Below are 20377 nucleotides of genomic sequence, written 5' to 3'. Positions count from 1 at the left end.
GGCTCGTGGATGGTCGGGCGGATCGGTGGAGATGACGCGGCCACGCGGACTGGTCCCCACCCGAGAAGGCGGACCTGGCGCGGGGGAAGTCGCTCCAGGGCCACCCCGGCCTGCTGCGGGGGAAGTCGCATCAGGACGGAGATCCGGCCTGGCGCGGGGGAAGTCGCTCCAGGACGGACTGTCGGGTGGAGGCCGGACTGCGTGGCCTCGGTGGTGCAGGTGGTGCAGGTGGTGCTGTCAGACGGATCGTGCGGTGGTGCGGGCGGTGCGGGTGGTGCTGTCAGACGGATCGTGCGGTGGTGCGGGTGGTGCTGTCAGGCGGATCGTGCGGTGGTGCGGGCGGTGCTGGTGGATCCGTCAGCCGCGGTCGAAGATCCCGGCTTCCGGCGAGGCGTAGGCGGCTTCCTGCTCGGCCTCGTAACGGGCCCAGGCGTCGGCCGCCCAGATCTCCATCCGCAGACCGGCGCCGTTGATGACGACGTCCTTGCCGAGGTTGGCGTACTCGCGCATCTTGGCCGGGATGGAGATACGACCCTGTGCGTCCGGACGCTGGTCCTCGGTGTTGGCGAGCATGTAGCGCTGGAACCCGATCTGTTTGGCATCGGTGATCTCGGCGTTGATGGCCCGGTCGGCGAACGTCTCGAAGCCCTCGGTGGTGAGGACGTAGAGGGTGTGGTCCTGGCCGCGCATCAGCACGACCCCGCCGGCGAGCTTGTCGCGGTACTTCGCCGGGAGGGTGACGCGGCCCTTGTCGTCCAGACGGGGGGTGTACGTGCCGACGAAACCACTGAAAGCCACACCGGCACCTCCCCTCCTCCGTGCAATCCAGGGGATGCTGCCCACCGCGCCCCAGTTCCTGACACGTTACCCCACTTTCCCCCACAGACAAGCCCCACTGCGGTGTGTCTGCGCCGTCTCGGGAGGCATCTGCGCTGGTCGGAGGCGGTGGGGCGCGGTGGGGCGGATTTCCACGCCCGACACGGTCGGCTCACCATCGGGACACTCCCGAGGGGCTCGCGGAATGGACGAAAAGGACAGTTCTGGCGCCACCCACGGCCGGGTGGGCCGGAGTGGCGGGCGGTGGGGACCGTCGGCCGGCGGGGCCGCGGTGGCGTCGACGGCGTCGACCTCCGGCGGAACTGCTGGTCACGCCCGTTTCGACCGTGCGCGACAGGTCGATCACCGGCAGTGAAGAACGCCGCCCGATCGGAGCCGGTCCACCGGACGCCCGTCGCCGGCGCCCCGCTTTTGGCAGACTGGCGTACCAGACACCGCAACTGCCCTCGGCGGCCCTTCCGGGAACCTCCGTCGGCGCGGTCGACGCACGGCATTCCGATCAGGGGACACCCCGCGGACGATCCGGAGCACGTCGCTCCGCAGTACGACGACAGAGGAGCCACGTGACGCACGACCTGGGCGAGCTGCACCCCCGCGAGCAGGCCACGACGAACGGCAGCGCCGCCACCGCCGGACCCGTGATGGGAGCGGCCGAGGTCGCCGCCATCGGCGGGCAGGTGGGCGCCGCCGTGAACCGCGTCCTGCTGGGCAAGCCGGAGGTGGTCCGGCTCTCGGTCATCGCGCTGCTCACCGGCGGGCACCTGCTCATCGAGGACGTCCCCGGAGTCGGCAAGACCCGGCTGGCGAAGGCCCTCGCCCGCACCGTCGACGCCACCGTCAACCGCGTGCAGTTCACGCCCGACCTGATGCCGTCCGACGTCACCGGGGTGTCGATCTACGACCGCCAGTCCGGGCTGTTCGAGTTCCGCCCCGGCCCGGTGTTCTCCAACATCCTGGTGGCCGACGAGATCAACCGCGCCTCGCCCAAGACCCAGTCGTCGCTGCTGGAGGCGATGGAGGAGCAGCAGGTCACCGTCGACGGTGCGACCTATCCCCTGCAGCAGCCGTTCCTGGTGATGGCCACGCAGAACCCGGTGGAGATGGAGGGCACCTATCCCCTTCCCGAGGCGCAGCGCGACCGCTTCCTGATGCGCACCTCGATCGGCTACCCCGACCGCCGCGCCGAGGCGGCGATGCTCACCAAGCAGGACCACCTCGACCCGCTGGACGACCTCGTCGCCGTCACGGACGCGGCCACGGTCCGGCGGATGATGGACGCGACGGCCCGGATCCATCTCGCGCCGGAGCTGCAGCACTACATCGTCGACCTCGTCGGGGCGTCCCGGACGTTGCCCGACGTCCGGCTGGGCGCGTCTCCCCGGGCGGCGCTGCACCTGTCCCGGGCGGCGAAGGCCAGCGCCGCACTCGACGGCCGGCCGTTCGTCATCCCGGACGACATCGGCCGGATGGCCGTGCCCGTGCTGTCGCACCGCATCCTGCTCACCGTCGAGGCGCACGCCGCCCGCCGGTCGGAGATCGACATCGTCAACGGCCTGCTCTCCGCCGTCCGCGTCCCCCGCGGCCACGGCGGCTGATCCGTTGAGCACGCACGTGGCCCCGGCCGGGTCCGGCGCGGCGCCACCCCGCCCGCACGATGCCGGCCCGCCCGCGCCGCCCCGCGGCATGGGCCGGCCGGCGCGGTCGGCGGGAACGGCCGGTAGCGGTCACCGCGGCCTGACCACCCGCGGCCGCTGCCTGCTGGCCGGCGGGCTCGCCGCCTGCCTGTGCGGGGTCGTCCTCGACGAGCGCGACCTGCTCCGGGTCGGTCTGCTGGCCGCGCTGCTCCCGTTGCTGGCCTGGGCCATCACCGCCACCCGCCGGTCGTCGTTGACCGCCGCCCATTACGTGACCCCCGAGCGGCTGAGCCCCGGGGCGACCGGCTCGGTGGCGCTGGTGGTCACCAACGACGGCACCAGCCGGACCCGGCCCATCGAGCTGCTCGAACCGGGCACCCCGGACCTGTCCGACGGCACCCACTGCCTCATCCCCGCGCTGGCCGCCGGTCGGGCCGCTGTCTCGCACTACCAGCTCACCGCGCGACGCCGCGGCCGGTTCGTGCTCGGGCCGCCCCAGGTGCGGCTGGGTGACCCGTTCGGCACCTGGGAGGACAACCGGACGCTGCCGGTGGTCAGCGAGGTGCTCGTGGTGCCGACCGTGGTCGCCCTGCAGGGCAGTCCGACCAGCGGCGGCTCGCTGTCGGCCCCGTCCGGTCGGGCCGCCCAGGGCACCACCGGCGGGGATCCCGACGTCGGGGTCCGGCAGTACCAACGCGGCGACGACATCCGCACCGTGCACTGGCGGGCCACCGCCCGGCACGACGACCTGATGGTGCGGCTCACCGAGCCGGTGTCCCACGGCGGGGCCACGGTGCTGCTGGACCACCGGCTGCGGGCGCACGCCGGCAGCGGCGCGGATTCAAGCCTCGAGGTGGCGGTCAGCCTGGCCGCGTCGGTGACCCTGCATCTGCTCGCCGCCGACAACCACGTCCGGCTGATCGCGCAGAACGGTCGCCAACTGGCCGGCGGGCACGACATCGCCGACGAGGTGCTCGCCTCGCTGGCCCTGCTCGAGGGCGACCCGTCGACGCTCGTCGACCCGGCGGCGGTGGCTTCCAACGGGCTGCTCGTGGCGGTGCTGGGCCGACTCGACGAGCGCACCACCTCACTGCTCATCGCCGGCCGGCGCCGGACGTCGACCGCGGTGGCGCTGCTGCTGGACACCGCCGACTGGGACGGTGTCGTCCCGCCCCACGACCCCGCGCCGGCCCTGACCGCCGCCGGTTGGCGCGTCGTCCCGGTCGGACGCGGCGACGACCTGGCCCAGGGGTGGCGTCGGGCGTGTGCCGTCGACGACGGCTTCGGCTCCCGCGCCCGGACCACCCGATGACGACCCGATGACGACGCCGCGACCCGTCCGTGGAGTGACCCGATGAGTGCCCCGACCCTGACCCGTCCGTCCGCCGGCGACACCCCCGCTCCACGTGCCGGACGGACGCCGGTGATGCCCAAGCCGTTCGCCAGTGCGCTCGGCGCACTGTCCGTGCTGGCGGGCAGCGTCGCGCTGGGCACCATCCTCGACGGGGGCGAGTGGATCGCCCCGATGGTGCAGATCGTCGGGCTGGTCTGGTTGATCGGCCTCGGCTGCCGGCTGCTGCGGGTGCCCGCTCCGGTCACGGTCCTCGCCCAGGCCGCCGGCATCGTCGTCACCCTCACCGCCGTCTTCACAAGCGGCGGCTACGGCGGCCTCATCCCCAACGCGCGGGCGGTCCGGGAGGCGCACACCCTGCTGAGCGGCGCGTGGGACCAGATCGTGCAGAGCACGGTACCGGCGCCGGCCAGCCCGGAACTGTCGTTCCTCATCGCCATCTCGCTGGGTCTCATCGCGCTGATCGTGGACTTCTTCGTGTCCGAGGTCGACGCACCGGCTCTGGTCGCGCTGCCGCTGCTGTGCCTGTACTCGGTGCCGGCGTCGATCAGTGAGGCGCTCCTGCCCTGGTGGGCGTTCGCGTTGCCGGCGGCCTGTTACGCGGCCCTGGTGGCGGTGGGCGGCCACCCCGGGCGGCGGGTCGGCTTACGGGCGGGGGTGGGCGTGGCCGCGGCCGGTGGCCTGGCCCTGCTGCTGGCCATCGGGTCCAGCGTGATCGTCGCCGACTCGATCACCGACGTCGGCACCGCCGGCCGGCTGGATCGCAGCGGTCAGGGCGGCGGCGGCAGCAACATCGGCCTGTCCGCTTTCGCGTCTCTGCACGGTGACCTCGTCCGTGGCGAGTCCCGGGAGGTGCTGCGGGTGAACGGCCTCCCGGAAGCCGACTACCTGCGGACCACCGCCCTGGAGGCGTGGACCGCCGGCGAGGGTTTCGGGCTGGTCGATCCGGACGACGGTGCCCAGGCGGCCGGCTCCCCCATCGACGTCCGCCCGTTGGCCCGCAATCCCGGTGCACTGCCCGCACAGGTCGAGGTCCAGGTACTGAGCTTCTCCGACCGCTTCGTCCCGATGTACCAGGGCACCTCGCAGGTGACCGGGCTCGAGGACGACTACTCCTACAACCCCGAGCTGGGCTCGATCTTCCGGGACGGGTCGACCCGTCCGGAGAACTACCGGTTGACCGTCGGCGCCGGCGAGATCCCGCAGGAGGAGCTCCGCGCCGACACGGTCACCCCCACCGAGACCCTGACGTCGGCGGAGGGCATCTCGGAACTCGCCGCCGCCGAGGCGCAGCGGGTGACCGCCGACGGGGCGACGCCGTTCGACAAGGCACTGCTGCTGCGCGAGTGGTTCAAGGACCCCGCCAACGGTTTCACCTACGACCTGCAGGTGCCGGTGGGCAACAGCGGTGACCTGCTGACCGACTTCCTCACCAGCAAGCAGGGCTACTGCGAGCAGTACGCGGCCGCGATGGCCGTCATGCTGCGCAGCCTCGACATCCCCGCCCGGGTCGCCATCGGGTTCACCCAGGGCACCCAGGAGTCGTCGGGGAGCTGGCTCATCGACAGCCATGACGCACACGCCTGGGTCGAGGTGCGCTTCGACAACGCCGGCTGGGTCCGCTTCGATCCCACTCCGCTCGCGGAGGGCGGCAGCCTGGACGGGTTCGCGGCGAGCACCGCCCCGTCCGCGGAGTCGTCCGCACCGACCTCGGCCGCCGCGACCGACGACGTGCCGGACGACATCCCCAGCAACGAGCCGCGGCAGACGCGGACCGAGGTCAGCACGGTGACCGTGGCCGACGGCGGTCAGGGGAACACGACGCCCTTCTGGCAGCCGTGGATGACCTGGACGCTGGTGCTGCTGCTGGTCCTCGGGGCCGCGCTCGCCGTACCCGGGGCGCTGCGCCGCCGACGGCGCGACCGGCGGCTGGCCGAGGCGGTCGCCGGTGGCGCGGGTGCGCCGGGGGCAGCCTGGTCGGAGCTCGAAGATCTCGCGACCGATCACGGACTCGATCTCGACTCCGGAGTGACGATCAGGAAGGCCGCCAACCAACTGGCCCGCGACGGGAAGCTGACCGAGGTCTCGCGCGGTGGGCTGCGCCGTATCGTGCTGGCCGCCGAGTCGTCGTGGTACTCCCCGGACGGGTACGCGCCCGTCGCGCCCTCGGACGCGGCTCCGGTCGCGGCGGACGGGGCCGGCTCGACGGCGCCCGCGGCGGGTACGGCCGGCACGCTGACCGCGGACCGGCCCGCGGCCGACCTCGCGGAGGACGTCCGTCGGATCGCCGTCGACCTGGAGCACGCAGCGCCGCGCGGCCTGCGCGACCGGCTGCTGCCCCGATCGGTGTTCCGCCGGTCGAACCGGCCCTGAACGGCCGCTGAGCGTCGCCGCACGGCGTCCGCCCTCCGCTGCGGCCAGGTCAGTGGGGCGGCGGTCCGACCCGCCCTGAGCGGCCGCTGAGCGTCGCCGCACGGCGTCGGTCCTCCGCTGCGGCCAGGTCAGTGGGGCGGCGGTCCGACCCGCCCTGACCGGCTGCTGCGTCACCCACAGCGTCGCCCCTCCGCTGCATCAAGATCAGTGGTGCGGCGGTCGGACCCGCCATGACCGGCCGCTGCGCGTCACCGCACGGTGTCAACTCTCCGGTGCCGTTAGGTCAGGGGTACGGCGGTCGAACCCGCCACGACCGGCCGCCGAGCATCCCCGCACGGCGTCGCCCCTCCGCCGCTTCGAGATCAGCGGTACGGCCGTCGAACCCGCCACGACCGGCCGCCGAGCATCCCCGCACAGCATCGCCCCTCCGCTGCATCAAGATCAGCGGTACGGCCGTCGAACCCGCCACGACCGGCCGCCGAGCATCCCCGCACAGCATCGCCCCTCCGCCGCTTCGAGATCAGCGGTACGGCCGTCGAACCCGCCACGACCGGCCGCCGAGCATCCCCGCACAGCATCGCCCCTCCGCCGCATCAAGATCAGCGGTACGGCCGTCGAACCCGCCACGACCGGCCGCCGAGCATCCCCGCACGGCGTCGGCCCTCCGCCGCTTCGAGATCAGTGGTGCAGCGGTCGAACCCGCCACGACCGGCCGCCGAGCGTCACCGCACAGCGTCGGCCCTCCGCCGCTTCGAGATCAGTGGTGCAGCGGTCGGACCCGCCATGACCGGCCGCTAAGCCTGGACGAACGGTGTCAACTCTCCGGTGCCGCGAGGTCGGGGGTACGGCCGTCGAACCCGCCACGGCCGGCCGCCGAGCATCGCCGCACAGCGTCGGCCCTCCGCCGCTTCGGCCAGGTCGTTGGTGCAGCGGACAGACCCGCCCTGAACGGCCGCTGAGCGTCACCGCACGGTGTCGACCCGCCGCTGCGGGCAGTCAGGGGTGCAGCGGACAGACCCGCGATTCTTCGCCGCACGGCGTCGGCTCTCCGCTGCGGCCAGCTCAGTGGTGCAGCGGTCGGACGGCACGTGTCGCGAACGCCGCCGTCCGGGCTGCAGTGACCGTGACCTGGCGACCGTCCGCCACCCGTGCGCGGACGTGGCCGACGGCTCCGTGGGCCCACCCGGGACGAGCGGACACGGAGGATCGGCGTCCGAGCGACCGGAACGAGAACCGTCCTGGGAACGCATCACGGGCGGACCCGCATGGGTCCGCCCGTGATGAAAACGTCTCTGGTGGCGCGGGAAGCGCTACCGACTACTCCTGGTCGAAACGGCGGCGGAAGCGCTCTTCCATCCGGTCGGACAGATTGGACGCGGGCTTCTTCGCCGACGCGGGGCTGCTGCCGGTCATCGCGGTACGCCCGGCGGGCTGGCCGAACACCAGTAGACCCACGCCGGCGACCATCAGAACGAAGCCGACCACGCTGGCGGTGACACCGAGACCCAGGTTGTCCTGGGCCAGGATGACACCGCTGACGAGACAGACGAGACCTATCAGGAACGCGATCCCCGCAATGAACGGCCGACGTCGTCGGATACGCCGTTCGTCGACGCTGTTGGCGAACTTCGGGTCGTCCTCATAGAGGGCGCGCTCGATCTGGTCGAGCATGCGCTGCTCATGCTCGGAGAGCGGCATTGATACTCCTCCGGCACCGGTGGGGGTGTTTGGTAGCGACAGGTGGGCGCGTCGTCAGCGTAATGCTGCCACGTAGGTCCAGAATACGAGCAGTTTCGGCGGACTTCCACACGATCTTGTACCCACCTGGAACCGACATGGTCACGGTGCGGTCGAGGGTCCGCGAGCCGGGTCCGCAGGGCGCTGCCGACGGGTCTCGAGTGGCCCCCGACCTCACCGGCGGGGAACTCCAGCAGGGCATCGAGCCCGCGTAGGAACGGGTGGCCGGAACCGGTGACCACCCACCCGTTGCGGGCGGTCCGGGCGGGGCACGGTTGCCGTCTCGGAACTCTCCGGCCGAAGGCCGCCGGCCTCCCCTCGGGCTTTCCCCGTGGGTTCATCAGCGCTCCGGGACGGTCCGGTCCCGCGGGGTCAGCAGCGAGGCCGGGCGCATCAGGCCCGCGCCGAAACGGGCGACGACGGCATCGGCAGCCGCCTCCGCGTCCTTCCAGCCGGTCTGCGGCGCGTCGTCGAAGCTGAGCTGCCCGTCCGGCTCTCCCGCCTGCTCGAGCTGGTCGAGCTTGACGCTGAGCAGCCGCACCGGGCGCTGCGGTCCGAGGCGGGTGAGCAGCTCCACCGCGACCTGGTGGATCTGCCGGGTGACGTCGGTGGCGGCGGGCAACGTCTGCGACCGGCTCACCGTGGTGAAGTCCTCCCAGCGGACCCGGATGGACACGCACCGCGCCCGCTGCCCGGTGGCCCGCATCCGGCGGCCGACGCGCTCCGCAAGGCGCAGCAACTCGCGGGACATCTCGGCCCGATCGGTGATGTCGGACGCGAACGTCGCGTCGGCGCTCATCGATTGCTCAGGTGCCCGCTCGACGACTTCCCGCGGGTCCCGTGCCCACGCGAGTTCATGCAGCTTCACCGCCCCGGCCGCCCCGACAAGACTGGTGAGCGTGCTGCGGTCCAGATGGGCCAGCTCCCCGATCGTGCGGATACCGACCCGCCGCAGGCCTTCGGCCGTCTTGGGACCCACACCCCACAGCGCATCGACGTCGAGCGGATGCAGCACCGCCAGTGCCTCGTCCGGGGGTACGACCAGCAGCCCGTCCGGCTTGGCCAGCGTCGACGCGAGCTTGGCCATGAACTTGGTCGAGGCGACGCCGATGGTGCACGACAGCCCCAGCTCGGACGCCATCCGCTCGCGGAGCCGGACGGCGACCGTGGCCGGCCCGCCGGCGATCCGCCGCAGTCCGCCCACGTCGAGGAACGCCTCGTCCACCGAGAGAGCCTCCACCCGGGGGGTGACGTCCCGGAACAGCCGCATGACCTCGGTCGACGCCTCGCTGTACGCGGCCATGTCGGGCTCGACCACGACGACGGACGGGCACAGCGCCCGGGCGCGGCCCACCGGCATCGCCGACCGGACTCCGTGCGCCCGGGCCTCGTAGGTGGCCGACAGCACAACCCCACGGCCACTGGTCGACCCCACGAGCATCGGCACCCCGCGGAGTTCGGGTCGGCGGCGGAGCTCGACGGTGGCGTAGAAGGCATCCATGTCGGCGTGCAGCACCCGGCAGGCGCTGTCGTCGACGGCGCTCGGGTCGGGGGTGACCAACCGCCGCCGCCCGGTGCTCGCTCCCACGACCGCGTCCCTTCCGTGTGCTGTGCCGGTGTGCTGTGCCGGTGTGAGCCCGGATGTGACGGACCCGGGGTGACGGCACCGCACCGCACTATCGGCGGGACGATCATCGGCCCTTCGACACCGATGGCCGAACCTGCCGGGTACGAGCCGGCCTCGCGCCCGACAGCCCCACGGTACGAACGTATCCGGAAAGTAGGGGGCCTGTGCTGGTGACCACTGCGGCCTCGCTCGAGTGCGGGGCGGCACGGCGTCCGTGGTGCCGGGTGTGGCATCGGCGGCCCCGCTTCGCGGGTGTTCACGCTCGTTAAGGGCCTGAACTGCAGACCCACGCGACGCCCCCCTCGAACCCCTGCCCGCGACGGCTCACAGAGGTGCTTGGCGGCGGCAGCCCACAGCAGCCACCTCCGCAGTGGCGTCGGGCGGCTGGGTGAGATGGTCCGGGGTCATCCCCCCGGGCAGGAAGGCACCGAACGACAGGACTTCCCGGCCCGGCCACGCCTTCCCGGCACGGCTCCGGCAGGTACCGACGGCCGTCCCCTCGGACCGGCCGTTCATTGACACGGCTCTGATTGGCACCGACGACCGTTCGCTCAGATCCAGCCACGGCTTCACTCGGCCCATCCCTCCCCCGCGCCCGTCACCGGTATCGCGCCGAACCGGAGGTCGGTATCGCGCCGAACCGGAGGTCGGTATCGCGCCGAACCGGAGGTCGGTATCGCGCCCAACCGGAGGTCGCGCCGAACCGGAGGTCAGGCGGCCATCAGCAGCGATTCGTCGATCAACGCCAGGAACTGGCCCGTCTGCCGGATGAGATCGTCGGTCTCGGCCGGGCTGATCAACCGCGTCATCCCCGCCTCGGCCGCCTTGCGCTTGCTGGACCCGGCGGCGAAGAACGCCGCCCAGGACCCGTACTCGGGCGCCAACCGCTCCAGCTGCACCCAGGCGCTGGCGTTGCGCACGGTCCGCGAGACCGGTCGCGGCAGCGTCGCCAGGACCGCCGACGCTCCACGCAGTGCCCCGAGGTGCGCGGCCGCGTAGCGGTCGGCCAGGTCCGTGGAGGCCATCGCCCGGTCGAGGCAGCGGTGCGCATCGGCGAGCATCTCCCGCACCCCCGCCGAGCGGGGCGCGGCGACCGGCGCGGACCGGCGGGCCGCAGGCCGCCGCGGTCCCGCCACGGGACGCAGAACAGCCGGCTCCACGCCGCCGTCCGCCACCGGGAAAGCCATCGATATGGTCATCCTGATCAGCCCTTTCCTCTGTCCGTCGAACGCACGTACGACGCTACCCGGCACCACCGACAGTGACATCTGTCAGTTGAAACGAACCCGTACCGGGGGCCATTCCGGATGGGTGCGAGACCTGCGCGACAGACCCTCGTGAGGCCCCGCCGGCATGCCGGCCGGACGGCCGTCCCCGGCCGGTGACGACAGGACGCCGGGCCGTGATGAGATGGACGGGTGTCGGACGACCTCAGAACGTTCCCGGGTCACCGGGCCGCACCCACGGGTCGCCGAGGTCCGGCGGGACCGGACGCTTGCGGAGGCGCGCCGAACGACCCGCCGCGCCCGTACCGTCGGGCCGTCCGGTGACGACCGACCAGACGCCCCGGCGCTTCACCCTGCGGGCCTACTCGGTGAATGATTTCCAGCAGCGGGTGGACGAGTTGCTCCGCGTCTACATCGCCGCGATGCGCTACCCGGACATGTCCGTCGAGCACCGCCGGCCAACGTGGATCGAACACAGCCGGCGACCGGGGTTCAGCTGCGTCGTGGCCCTCGACGAGGACGACGCGGTGATCGGACTCTGCTACGGCTACACCGGCGGCGGCCACCAGTGGTGGAACAGCGAGGTCCGGCGGGGCATGACCGACGCGCAGGTCCGGTACTGGATGGCGTCCTACCGGGAGCTGACCGAGCTGCACGTCCGCCCGGACTGGCAGGGCGCGGGTCTGGGCGAACGGATGCTGCGTGGAATGCTGGCCACCGCCGAGGAGGACGCGGTGCTGCTGTCGACTCCCGAGGGCGAGAACCGCGCTTGGCGGCTCTACCGTCGTCTCGGCTTCGTCGACGTGTTGCGCCATCACCACTTCGCCGGGGACGCCCGGCCCTTCGCCATCCTCGGTCGCCTGCTGCCGCTGGACGACGCCGGCATCAGCGGCTGAGCCGGCCCGCCACCGTCCCCGGGCACCCGCTACCCCGGACAACACCGGCATCACCGGCATCACCGGCCGAGCCGAAACACCCGGCCCGCCACCATCCCAAGGCACCTGTTGCCATCCCCGGCACGTGCCGCCGATGGACGACACCGGCATCATCGGCCGAGCCGAGACGCCACAGCCGGGGCGTGCCGGACCAAGGCCCGAGCCGAGCCAGAGCCAGAGCCAGTCGTGCTCAGAGTCGGTCGAGCAGCGTGCGCAACGGGTCGAGACCCATCCCGCCCAGGTTGAGGGCAGCCGTGTGGAACGCCCGGAGATCGAACGCATCCCCGTGGCGGGCCCGCGCCGCCTCCCGGGCCTTGAGCCACACCCGCTCGCCGACCTTGTACGAAGGTGCCTGCCCGGGCCAGCCGAGGTAGCGGTCGATCTCGTCTGCGGCCAGCCGAGGCTCGGTCAGGGTGCGGCTGAGGAGGAATTCCAGACCGAGCTCCGGGGTCCACCGTTCGCCTTCGTGGAAGCCGGTCCCCGGCGGGATCTCCGACTCCAGGTGCATGCCGATGTCCAGCACGACCCGCGCCGCCCGGAACAGCTGGTCGTTGAGCATCCCGAGCAGAGCCGCATCGTCGAGGTAGCCCAGCTCGCGGACCAGACGTTCGGCGTAGAGCGCCCAGCCCTCGGCGTGTCCGCTGGTTCCACCGAGGAGCCGCTGGAAGTCGTTGAGGTGCTCGCGTTGGAACACCTGGGTGGCGATCTGCAGATGGTGGCCGGGCACACCCTCGTGGTAGATCACCGTCGTCTCGCGCCAGGGGTGGAAAACCTCGCGCCCGGGCTCGACGGCGAACCACATCCGGCCCGGACGGGACAGATCGTCGCTGGGTCCGGTGTAGTAGGCGCCGGTGGTGCCGCCGGGCGGCGCGATGCGGCACTCGAGCACCCGGATCGCGTCGGGCACGTCGAAATGCTCCCGGCCCAGCTCCGTGACGGCCTCGTCGGAAACGCGCTGCATCCAGTCGCGCAGCGCCTCCGTCCCGTGCAGCTGCCGATCGGGATCGGAGTCGAGAGCCGCCGCCGCCGCGGCCGGGCCACCGCCGCCGGTGATCCGCGCCGCCACCTCGACCAGTTCCCGCTCGATGGCCAAGAACTCCTGCCAGCCCCAGGCGTAGGTCGCCGCGAGGTCGAGCTCGGCGCCGGCGAAGTCACGGATGGCCAGGCGGTACCGCCGCTCACCGACGGCGTCGCGGACCGGTGCCTGCGGCAGCAACGAGGTCAACAGGAACGAGCCCAGGTCCGCGTACGCCCGATCGGCGTCGGTGGCCGCCGCGGACAACCGCTCCTTGAGCGCGCCGGTCCTGCCGGAAGTCTCGGCCAGGCCAGCGAAGAATCCGCCGCCCTTCTCGTCCCCGGCGTAGTTGCGGCACTGTGTCGCGCACTTCTCGACCTGACGGCGGGCCGACACCAGCCCGCGGCCGGCGGCCACCTCGAGGCTCTCGCGGTACCCGGTCAGCGCCGCCGGCACCGCGGCCATCCGGCGGGCGATGAGTTCCCACGCGTCATCGCTGTCCGTCGCCATCAGGTCGAAGACCATCCGGACGTTCTGCAGCGGGCTCTCGATGACGTTGAGCGAGGCATGGGTGTAGCCCGCCTCGAAGGTCTCGACAGCGAGCTCCAGTCGCTCGGTGATGACCTGCAGGGCGACGATCTCGTCGGCCGAGCGGGGGGTGGCGGCGGCGAGCTGCGCCAGGGTGTCCCGGTCGAGATCGTTCTTCCGGGCCACACCGGCCGGCGAGAGGTCGTCCAGCACCCCCTCGAAACCGGGCCGGCCGATGTAGGTGGCGGTGATCGGGCTGAGTGCGGCCAGTTGACGGACGTAGTGATCGGAGATCTCGGTGACGGAGGCCATGCGCGCACGGTACCGCCGGGCACCGACACCGCCCGCCGACCCGGGCCCGGGGGTCAGGACGTGCGGCTGCCCGGTGCACCGGGAACCGGGTCAGAACAGAGCGGCTTCGTCGCCGCCGGCGATGCGGGCGGCGGAGCGGGACGTCTCGTCCGATGGGCCCTCGGGTGACGCCTGGCCGTCCGGCGCCCCGGCGGCCGCATCGGCTGCCGGGCGATCGGCGCGCAGCCGGAAGATCTCACTGGCGAAGTCGTCGACGGACTGGAAGGAGCGGTACACCGAGGCGAACCGGAGGTAGGCCACCTCGTCGAGCTGACGCAGGGGCCCCAGGATGGCCATGCCGACCTCGTGGCTGGTGACCTCCGCAGTGCCCTTGGCGCGGATCTCCTCCTCGACCTGCTGGGAGAGCAACGCGAGAGCGTCCTCGTCGACCGGACGTCCCTGGCAGGCCCGTCGGACGCCGACCATGACCTTGGCCCTCGAGAAAGGCTCGGTGACGCCGCTGCGCTTGACGACGGCCAGCACGGCTTCCTCCACCGTGGTGAAACGCTTCGAGCACTCCGGGCAGGACCGGCGGCGGCGGATGGCCGCGCCGTCGTCCACTTCGCGGGACTCGATGACCCGGGAGTCGGGGAAACGGCAGAAGGGGCACCTCACGATCCGGTCGCCACCTTCGTCCTCGTTCCTGCCGTCCATCCGGGCCGCAGCCAGTTTACGGGTGGCGGTCGCGCCGGGGCTCCGGACGGCTCCGGTGAACGGGGAGCGGAGCACACGCACCGGGCGGCAGGGTGCGGTCAGCCGACCGGGACGGTCAGCACCTGTCCGGGCACGACATCGGTACCGGTCAGGCCGTTGAGGGCGGAGATCTCGTCGATGACCGACCACACCTCGTCGTCCGGTGCGGCGTCCTGGGCGATGGACCACAGCGTGTCACCCGCGGTCACGGTGATCTGGGTGGTGGTGGTCGGACCCGAGGACAGCATCGCGTTGGCCGCCATCACCACGACGGCGGCGACGACCGTGATCGTCAGGGACAACCGCGCGGCGCGGCTCATCCGGTAGGACGGAACCGTCGACCGCCGGGGTGCCGCGTCACAGCCGCCACCGGCACCGAGGGCCGGCGTGACCCGCAGCAGACCCGAGGCCGGCCGACGGGTGTGGACCCGACGTGGCCGCCGGCGGATGACCCGCTCCGGCGCACCCGCGGCGTCGGAGGCGCGGCTGCCGAGCCGCTGTGCGGTCTCGGCGACCAGGGACGGCACCCGCAGCAGGCGGCGCGTGGCCTCGTCCAGCCGGACGGGCGTGGCCGCCCCGTCGGGAGAGGTGGGCGGCACGACCGCGCGGCGGAACACCGCCGGCACCGCGCCGACCGGACGGACCCACACGGGCGCCCACGATCGCGCCGCCCCACCGGCGGTGCGACCGGCGCGGCCCGCACGGGCGTCGCCACCGGCGCGCGGGCCGGCGGCGGCCGTCACCTCCGTCGACGTCGTCGTGCGATCGGTGCGGGCACTGCGGTTCATCGTCGTCGTCGTCATCTTCGCGGTCCGTTCGTGAGAGAACTCGTCCGGCGCCCGGAACGCGCCGGGCCCACCCCGTTCAACGTCTCCGGGGCCCCTGCCATTCCGAACGGACGTTCTATCGAACGTCTGCTCGATTTGTACACGCGGGCACCGACAGTGTGAAGAGAACGCGGCGTGTCGATCGAACGGATGTTTGAATCGTGACCTCCACCGCCGTACTCTGGTGCTCCGGTGGACGACCGGTGACGGTGGTCCGACCTGCGGGAACGGTGGGTTCCCAGGCCGCCGACCCGGCGGCAGGAGGCCCGGAGATGAGTGGAGCAGAGATGGCAGTGAGAACCCGTCCCGGCGACGGCGCCGACGATCCCGTCGTCGCGACGATCGTGCCCGGTGCACCGGCGGCCGCGCCGGTCGTCGTCCCCGACGTCCTCGACCCGGCTGCCGACTCCCTCGCCGACCTGACCGACGGTGCGGACGGCGTGGACGGCACGGACGACGCCGGCGCGCCGGTCGTCCTGACGCCGCGCCAACGCAAGGTGCTGCGCTACATCCGCGAGTCCGTCGCCAAGCGCGGCTATCCGCCCAGTGTCCGCGAGATCGGCGAGGCGGTGGGCCTGAAATCCCCCTCCTCGGTCGCCCACCAGTTGAACGCGTTGGAGCGCAAGGGACTCCTGCGCAAGGACGCCAACCGTCCCCGCGCGGTGGACATCCGTCCGGTCGAGGAGACCACCGAGGAGTGGCAGAACCGGCCCAGCCCGCAGTACGTGCCGGTCGTCGGCCGTATCGCCGCGGGTGGGCCGATCCTGGCCGAGGAGGCCATCGAGGACGTGTTCCCGCTTCCCCGCGAGCTCGTCGGCGAGGGCACCCTCTTCCTGCTCAAGGTGGTCGGCGAGTCGATGATCGAGGCGGCCATCGCCGACGGTGACTGGGTCGTCATCCGACAGCAACCCGCAGCCGACAACGGCGACATCATCGCGGCCATGATCGACGGCGAGGCGACGGTCAAGACCTACCGCCGCAAGGACGGCCATGTCTGGCTGATGCCGCACAACCCCGCGTTCGACCCGATCCCGGGCGATGACGCCACGGTGCTCGGCAAGGTCGTGGCGGTGCTCCGCAAGGTCTGAGCGGTCGACGGTGGGTGCGCCGGACCGGCGCATCCGATCGTGACTCGCGGCGTGACCGGCCCCGACATACGGCGACGGCCGGAGCAGATCCCGTGGATCCGCTCCGGCCGTCGCCGTGTCGTCGCCCGCAGGGCGACCGGGTGCTACTTCGCCTGGTCGATCGGCCGGCCGTTGACCGTGATCTTCGGGGCCTGATTGACCGGCTGCACCGGCGGGATGGGCTGCACCGACGCCGGGGGCAACGGCGTCGGCGTGATGGGTGCCGGCTGCGCCACGGTCGTGTCAGCCCGGTACGCCGGGTCTTCTTCCTTCTTGCTGTCCTCGCTCATGGCGCCGACCTCGGACTTGAGGATCCGCATCGAACGACCCAGGCCACGAGCGGCCTCGGGCAGTCGCTTGCCGCCGAACAGCAGGAGGAACACGATCACCACGATCAGGATGTGCCACCACTGCAAACCGCCCACTGCGAACCTCCCGAGGAACTCGCGGCACGAGTGCGCCACGACTGACTTCTGTGATTCGAGGGTACCCGGCGCGTGGACTGGTGCGGCTAGGCGTGAGCTGGGATGTTGCTGAACTCTTCGAGACGACCGGCCAGATCGGGCTGGACCTTCGCCCGCACCTGGGTGCCGAACTCGGTGTGCTCCTGCCCGAGCACGGTCCCCTCGCTGTGCACGCGGCCCAGCAGCGCACCCTCGGTGAACGGCACCAGCGCGTCGATCACCACCGACGGGTCCGGCAGCAAAGACGCGATCCGGTCACGGAGGGCCTCCATCCCCGCGCCGGAGTGCGCGGACACGAACACGGCGTCCGGCAGCAGGTGACGCAGCCGCGCGAGTGACACCTCGTCGGCGGCGTCGACCTTGTTCACCACCAGCAGCTCGGCGACCTTGCCCGCGTCGATCGACTCGAGCACCTCCCGCACCGCGGTCACCTGATTCTCCGGCTGCTCCACCGAACCGTCGATGACATGCATGATCAGGTCGGAGTGGGCGACCTCCTCCAGCGTCGACCGGAACGACTCGACCAGCTCGTGCGGCAGGTGCCGGACGAACCCGACGGTGTCGGTCAGCGTGTAGACGCGGCCGTCGGCGGTGCGGTGTTTACGGGTGGTCGGATCCAGGGTGGCGAACAGCGCGTCCTCGACCAGCACCCCCGCGTCGGTGATCGCGTTCAGCAGGCTGGACTTCCCCGCGTTGGTGTAGCCGGTGATCGCCACCGCGGGGACGGCGTTGGCGCGGCGCTGCGAGCGCTTGGTCTCCCGGACGATCTGCATCGCCGACAGCTCGTGCTTGAGCTGGGCGATGCGCTTGTGGATGCGCCGGCGGTCGATCTCGAGCTTGGTCTCACCGGGACCACGGGAGCCGATACCGGCACCGGCGGCCACCCGGCCACCGCGCTGCCGGGACAGCGCCGCTCCCCAGCCGCGCAGTCGCGGCACCAGGTAGTTGAGCTGGGCGAGCTCGACCTGGGCCTTGCCCTCCTTGGAGCGGGCGTGCTGGGCGAAGATGTCCAGGATGAGGGCGGTCCGGTCCACGACCTTGATGTTGAGCCGCTCCTCGAGCTGCCGCAGCTGGCTGGGCGTGAGCTCACCGTCCACGATCACGGTGTCGGCGCCGTTGCCGTCGACCATCTCGCGCAGTTCCTTGACCTTGCCGGACCCGAGGTAGGTGGCCCCGTCGGGACGGTCCCGCCGCTGGATCATCGTGTCGAGGACGACCGACCCGGCCGTCTCCGCGAGCCGGGCCAGCTCCTCCATGGACTCCTCGGCCTCGTCGGCCGAACCGTTGGCCCAGACACCGACGAGCACGACCTGTTCCAGCTGGAGCTGCCGGTACTCGACCTCGGTGATGTCCTCGAGCTCGGTGGACAGACCCCGGGTCCGCCGCAGCGCCGCCCGGTCCGAGAGGTCGCGGTCGCCCTGGGTGTCCCCGATGTGCTCGGCGACCGCGCGGCGGGCGGTGTCCGGCGCGGGACGGACCGGAGACGCGGTCGCCTCCTGCGGTCCGGTGGACTCGGGGAACAGTTCGTCAGTCGTCATATACCTACCAGGGTGCCACGAACGGCCAGCGATTTTCCGGTTCGTTCGCTGTCAGCCCAGCGCGGAGCCCGACGCGGACGCCCGGGTCCACCACGCGGGGTCCAGCTGCCCCCGCCCGACGATCACGGCGGGGCCGGTGAGCGTGCTGCCGGCGGGATCCACGTCGACCCGGACGACGCCGCCCGGGACGGTGACGGTGACGGTGCCGACGGCACGGCCGGCCGCGGCCAGATGCGCCGCCGCGACGGCGACGGTGCCCGTCCCGCAGGACTGCGTCTCCCCCACTCCGCGCTCGAACACCCGCATGCTGACGTTGTCCGCCGCCCGGACGTTGACGAACTCGATGTTCACGCCGTCGGGGAAGGCGGCCGCGTCGTAACGCGGCGCGACGGTCAGGTCCAGCTCCCCCAGATCCACGTCGGTGTGCACCACCAGGTGGGGATTGCCGACGTCGGCGGCGACCCCCTCGAACGTCTGCCAGCTCCCGTCGTGCAGCCGGGCGGCGGTGGTGGCGGGGGCGCCGACCGTCGCCGACCCCATTCCGATGGCGATGTCGCCATCGTCGACACGTCGCGCCTCGCGCAGGCCACCTCGGGTGTGGAACCGGAACGGACCAACCGGCACCCAGCCCTCGGTGTAGAGGAAGTGGGCGAACAACCGGGCCCCGTTGCCGCACATCTCGGCGAGGGAGCCGTCGGCGTTGCGGTAGTCCATCAGGAAATGGTCACCGTCGCCGCTGGGCGCGATACGGATGACGCCGTCCCCGCCGATGCCGGAACGGCGGTCGCACAGCGCCCGCACCTGGGCGGCGTCGAGGTCGAGGGTGCCCTCCCGGTCGGGCAGCAGGACGAAGTCGTTCTCGGTGCCGTGACCCTTGAGGAAGTCGATGGGCGCGGTCGGTCGGGTCACGGTTCCAGGTTAATGGGCACGCGGGGAGCGGTGAGTGCCGCCGCCGGCCCGGAAACACAGGGATCAGCCGTCACCCGCGGGCGGCGGCGAGCACGGTGCCGACCAGGTCGGGGGCCTCGGCCCGCAACCAGAGCTGCCGCTGGTCGCGACGGAACCAGGCCCGCTGTCTGCGGACGTAGCGCCGGGTGCCGGCGACCGTGTCCCGCACCGCGTCCGCGACGGTCGAGGTGCCGTCCAGCACCGCCAGCATCTGCTGGTAGCCCAGCGCCCGGGACGCGGTGACACCGTCGCGCAGACCGTGGGCGGCGAGGTGGCGCACCTCGTCGAGCAGGCCCTGCTCGACCATCAGGTCGACCCGCCGGGCGATGCGGGCGTCGAGCTCGGCGGTGTCGCGGTCGACGCAGAACCAGATCGCGTCGTAGCGGAACGCGCCGCGGGTGGGCATCGTCGCCGAGAACGGCCGGCCGGTGAGCTCGATGACCTCCAGCGCCCGGACGACCCGCCGGCCGTTGCGGGGCTCGATACGCGCCGCCGCGGGCGGGTCCAGTGCGGCGAGCCGCCGGTGCAGCGCCACGTCACCGACCTCCTCCAGCTCGTCCTCCAGCCGGCGGCGCACCACCGGGTCGGTCGCCGGGAACTCGAGCTCGTCGACGACCGACTGCAGGTACAGGCCCGTGCCGCCGACCAGGATCGGCGTGCGGCCACGGGCCAGGACGTCCTCCACGGCCGCGCGCGCCCGACGTTGGTAGGCCGCCACCGTCGCCGTCTCGGTGACGTCGAGGACGTCGAGCAGGTGGTGCGGGACGCCACGGCGTTCGTCGACCGGCAGCTTCGCGGTGCCGATGTCCATGCCCCGGTACAGCTGCAGGGCGTCGCCGTTGACCACTTCCCCGTCGGTCTCCTCGGCCAGCGCCAGCGCCAGGTCGGACTTCCCGGTGGCCGTCGGACCTGCGACGACGACGAGCCGCGGCAGCGCTCGGGACCCGGACATGCAGGCAGGTTAACGGGTGCGACCGGTCCCGCCGGCACCCCTGCGAGCCGGTAAGTTGACCGCTGACTACCCGATCCGTCCGACAACGGGCAGACTCGGGTGGACCGGGCCCACACGCAGGTGGGCGTCGGACCGCACGCCAGGGGCGCCACGGGCGCCCGGAGGTCCCACCTCCCTCGTCACGCAGTAGGAAGGCCGTCGATCCATGACCGAG

General features: G+C 72.3%; 16 protein-coding genes. 5 read left to right on the top strand and 11 right to left on the bottom strand.

Annotated features, from left to right (window positions below; genetic code table 11):
• Window positions 1-357 precede the first annotated feature (357 nt).
• A complete protein-coding gene (locus DB033_RS00875) occupies window positions 358-798 on the bottom strand; it encodes a division/cell wall cluster transcriptional repressor MraZ (RefSeq protein ID WP_111765038.1) in 441 nt (146 codons plus the stop codon).
• Window positions 799-1478: 680 nt separating this feature from the next.
• On the opposite strand from DB033_RS00875, the gene DB033_RS00870 reads away from it, so the two are divergent.
• Genes DB033_RS00870 through DB033_RS00860 form a run of 3 tightly spaced genes read left to right on the top strand, consistent with a single transcriptional unit; the run spans window position 1479 to window position 6195 of the window.
• Window positions 1479-2432 (top strand): AAA family ATPase, encoded by a 954-nt coding sequence (locus DB033_RS00870; RefSeq protein WP_111767135.1) that lies wholly within the window; start codon window positions 1479-1481, stop codon window positions 2430-2432.
• Window positions 2433-2436: 4 nt separating this feature from the next.
• The gene (locus tag DB033_RS00865; protein WP_157970431.1) at window positions 2437-3783 is read left to right on the top strand and encodes a DUF58 domain-containing protein; all 1347 of its coding nucleotides are present in this window, start codon (window positions 2437-2439) and stop codon (window positions 3781-3783) included.
• A 42-nt stretch (window positions 3784-3825) separates the two neighbouring features.
• Window positions 3826-6195, top strand: coding sequence for a transglutaminase TgpA family protein (locus DB033_RS00860; RefSeq protein WP_111765036.1), 2370 nt, complete (start codon window positions 3826-3828; stop codon window positions 6193-6195).
• Between the two features lie 1317 nt (window positions 6196-7512).
• On the opposite strand, the gene DB033_RS00855 is transcribed toward DB033_RS00860, so the two are convergent.
• From DB033_RS00855 to DB033_RS00845, 3 genes are all read right to left on the bottom strand, one after another.
• Window positions 7513-7893 carry a DUF3040 domain-containing protein gene (locus DB033_RS00855; protein ID WP_111765035.1) on the bottom strand — a complete coding sequence of 127 codons (381 nt, stop codon included), beginning with the start codon at window positions 7891-7893 and terminating at the stop codon, window positions 7513-7515.
• 379 nt (window positions 7894-8272) lie between these two features.
• A complete protein-coding gene (dinB, locus tag DB033_RS00850; protein WP_205843588.1) occupies window positions 8273-9520 on the bottom strand; it encodes a DNA polymerase IV in 1248 nt (415 codons plus the stop codon).
• 749 nt (window positions 9521-10269) lie between these two features.
• Complete coding sequence (locus tag DB033_RS00845; protein ID WP_157970430.1) at window positions 10270-10746, bottom strand: SAV_6107 family HEPN domain-containing protein; 477 nt, start codon at window positions 10744-10746, stop codon at window positions 10270-10272.
• 359 nt (window positions 10747-11105) lie between these two features.
• Here DB033_RS00845 and DB033_RS00840 point away from each other — a divergent pair, with 359 nt between their 5' ends.
• Window positions 11106-11681, top strand: coding sequence for a GNAT family N-acetyltransferase (locus tag DB033_RS00840; RefSeq protein WP_240615672.1), 576 nt, complete (start codon window positions 11106-11108; stop codon window positions 11679-11681).
• A 229-nt stretch (window positions 11682-11910) separates the two neighbouring features.
• On the opposite strand, the gene DB033_RS00835 is transcribed toward DB033_RS00840, so the two are convergent.
• The 3 genes from DB033_RS00835 to DB033_RS00825 form a co-directional block, all read right to left on the bottom strand.
• Window positions 11911-13575, bottom strand: a complete 1665-nt coding sequence (locus tag DB033_RS00835) for a DUF885 domain-containing protein (RefSeq protein ID WP_111765033.1) — start codon at window positions 13573-13575, stop codon at window positions 11911-11913.
• Window positions 13576-13665: 90 nt separating this feature from the next.
• Window positions 13666-14229, bottom strand: coding sequence for a transcriptional regulator NrdR (gene nrdR, locus DB033_RS00830; RefSeq protein ID WP_111767132.1), 564 nt, complete (start codon window positions 14227-14229; stop codon window positions 13666-13668).
• A gap of 137 nt (window positions 14230-14366) precedes the next feature.
• Complete coding sequence (locus DB033_RS00825; protein WP_111765032.1) at window positions 14367-15110, bottom strand: LysM peptidoglycan-binding domain-containing protein; 744 nt, start codon at window positions 15108-15110, stop codon at window positions 14367-14369.
• 311 nt (window positions 15111-15421) lie between these two features.
• Between DB033_RS00825 and lexA the strand changes: the two genes are divergently transcribed.
• Window positions 15422-16222 carry a transcriptional repressor LexA gene (gene lexA / locus DB033_RS00820; protein ID WP_111765031.1) on the top strand — a complete coding sequence of 267 codons (801 nt, stop codon included), beginning with the start codon at window positions 15422-15424 and terminating at the stop codon, window positions 16220-16222.
• A 143-nt stretch (window positions 16223-16365) separates the two neighbouring features.
• Here lexA and tatA read toward each other — a convergent pair whose 3' ends face one another.
• From tatA to miaA, 4 genes are all read right to left on the bottom strand, one after another.
• Window positions 16366-16686, bottom strand: a complete 321-nt coding sequence (gene tatA / locus DB033_RS00815) for a Sec-independent protein translocase subunit TatA (RefSeq protein ID WP_111765030.1) — start codon at window positions 16684-16686, stop codon at window positions 16366-16368.
• Between the two features lie 86 nt (window positions 16687-16772).
• Complete coding sequence (hflX, locus tag DB033_RS00810) at window positions 16773-18263, bottom strand: GTPase HflX (RefSeq protein WP_111765029.1); 1491 nt, start codon at window positions 18261-18263, stop codon at window positions 16773-16775.
• A gap of 51 nt (window positions 18264-18314) precedes the next feature.
• Entirely contained in the window at window positions 18315-19172 is an 858-nt protein-coding gene (dapF, locus tag DB033_RS00805) for a diaminopimelate epimerase (protein ID WP_111765028.1), read from the bottom strand.
• Between the two features lie 70 nt (window positions 19173-19242).
• The gene (gene miaA / locus DB033_RS00800) at window positions 19243-20163 is read right to left on the bottom strand and encodes a tRNA (adenosine(37)-N6)-dimethylallyltransferase MiaA (RefSeq protein WP_111765027.1); all 921 of its coding nucleotides are present in this window, start codon (window positions 20161-20163) and stop codon (window positions 19243-19245) included.
• Between the last annotated feature and the right edge of the window lie 214 nt (window positions 20164-20377).

The sequence above is a fragment of the Nakamurella deserti genome, from assembly GCF_003260015.1.
In the GTDB taxonomy this organism is placed as follows: domain Bacteria; phylum Actinomycetota; class Actinomycetes; order Mycobacteriales; family Nakamurellaceae; genus Nakamurella; species Nakamurella deserti.
The sequence above is the reverse complement of the archived record's forward strand: the minus strand, read 5'-3'. Positions and strand labels throughout refer to the sequence as shown.

Bases quoted from the DNA above. Each gene is read 5' to 3' on its own strand.
- DB033_RS00870 (WP_111767135.1), top strand. From the start codon at position 1,479: ATGGGAGCGGCCGAGGTCGCCGCCATCGGCGGGCAGGTGGGCGCCGCC.
- DB033_RS00860 (WP_111765036.1), top strand. From the start codon at position 3,826: ATGAGTGCCCCGACCCTGACCCGTCCGTCCGCCGGCGACACCCCCGCT.
- DB033_RS00855 (WP_111765035.1), bottom strand. From the start codon at position 7,893: ATGCCGCTCTCCGAGCATGAGCAGCGCATGCTCGACCAGATCGAGCGC.
- DB033_RS00845 (WP_157970430.1), bottom strand. From the start codon at position 10,746: ATGGCTTTCCCGGTGGCGGACGGCGGCGTGGAGCCGGCTGTTCTGCGT.
- DB033_RS00835 (WP_111765033.1), bottom strand. From the start codon at position 13,575: ATGGCCTCCGTCACCGAGATCTCCGATCACTACGTCCGTCAACTGGCC.
- DB033_RS00825 (WP_111765032.1), bottom strand. From the start codon at position 15,110: ATGACGACGACGACGATGAACCGCAGTGCCCGCACCGATCGCACGACG.
- lexA (WP_111765031.1), top strand. From the start codon at position 15,422: ATGGCAGTGAGAACCCGTCCCGGCGACGGCGCCGACGATCCCGTCGTC.
- hflX (WP_111765029.1), bottom strand. From the start codon at position 18,263: ATGACGACTGACGAACTGTTCCCCGAGTCCACCGGACCGCAGGAGGCG.
- miaA (WP_111765027.1), bottom strand. From the start codon at position 20,163: ATGTCCGGGTCCCGAGCGCTGCCGCGGCTCGTCGTCGTCGCAGGTCCG.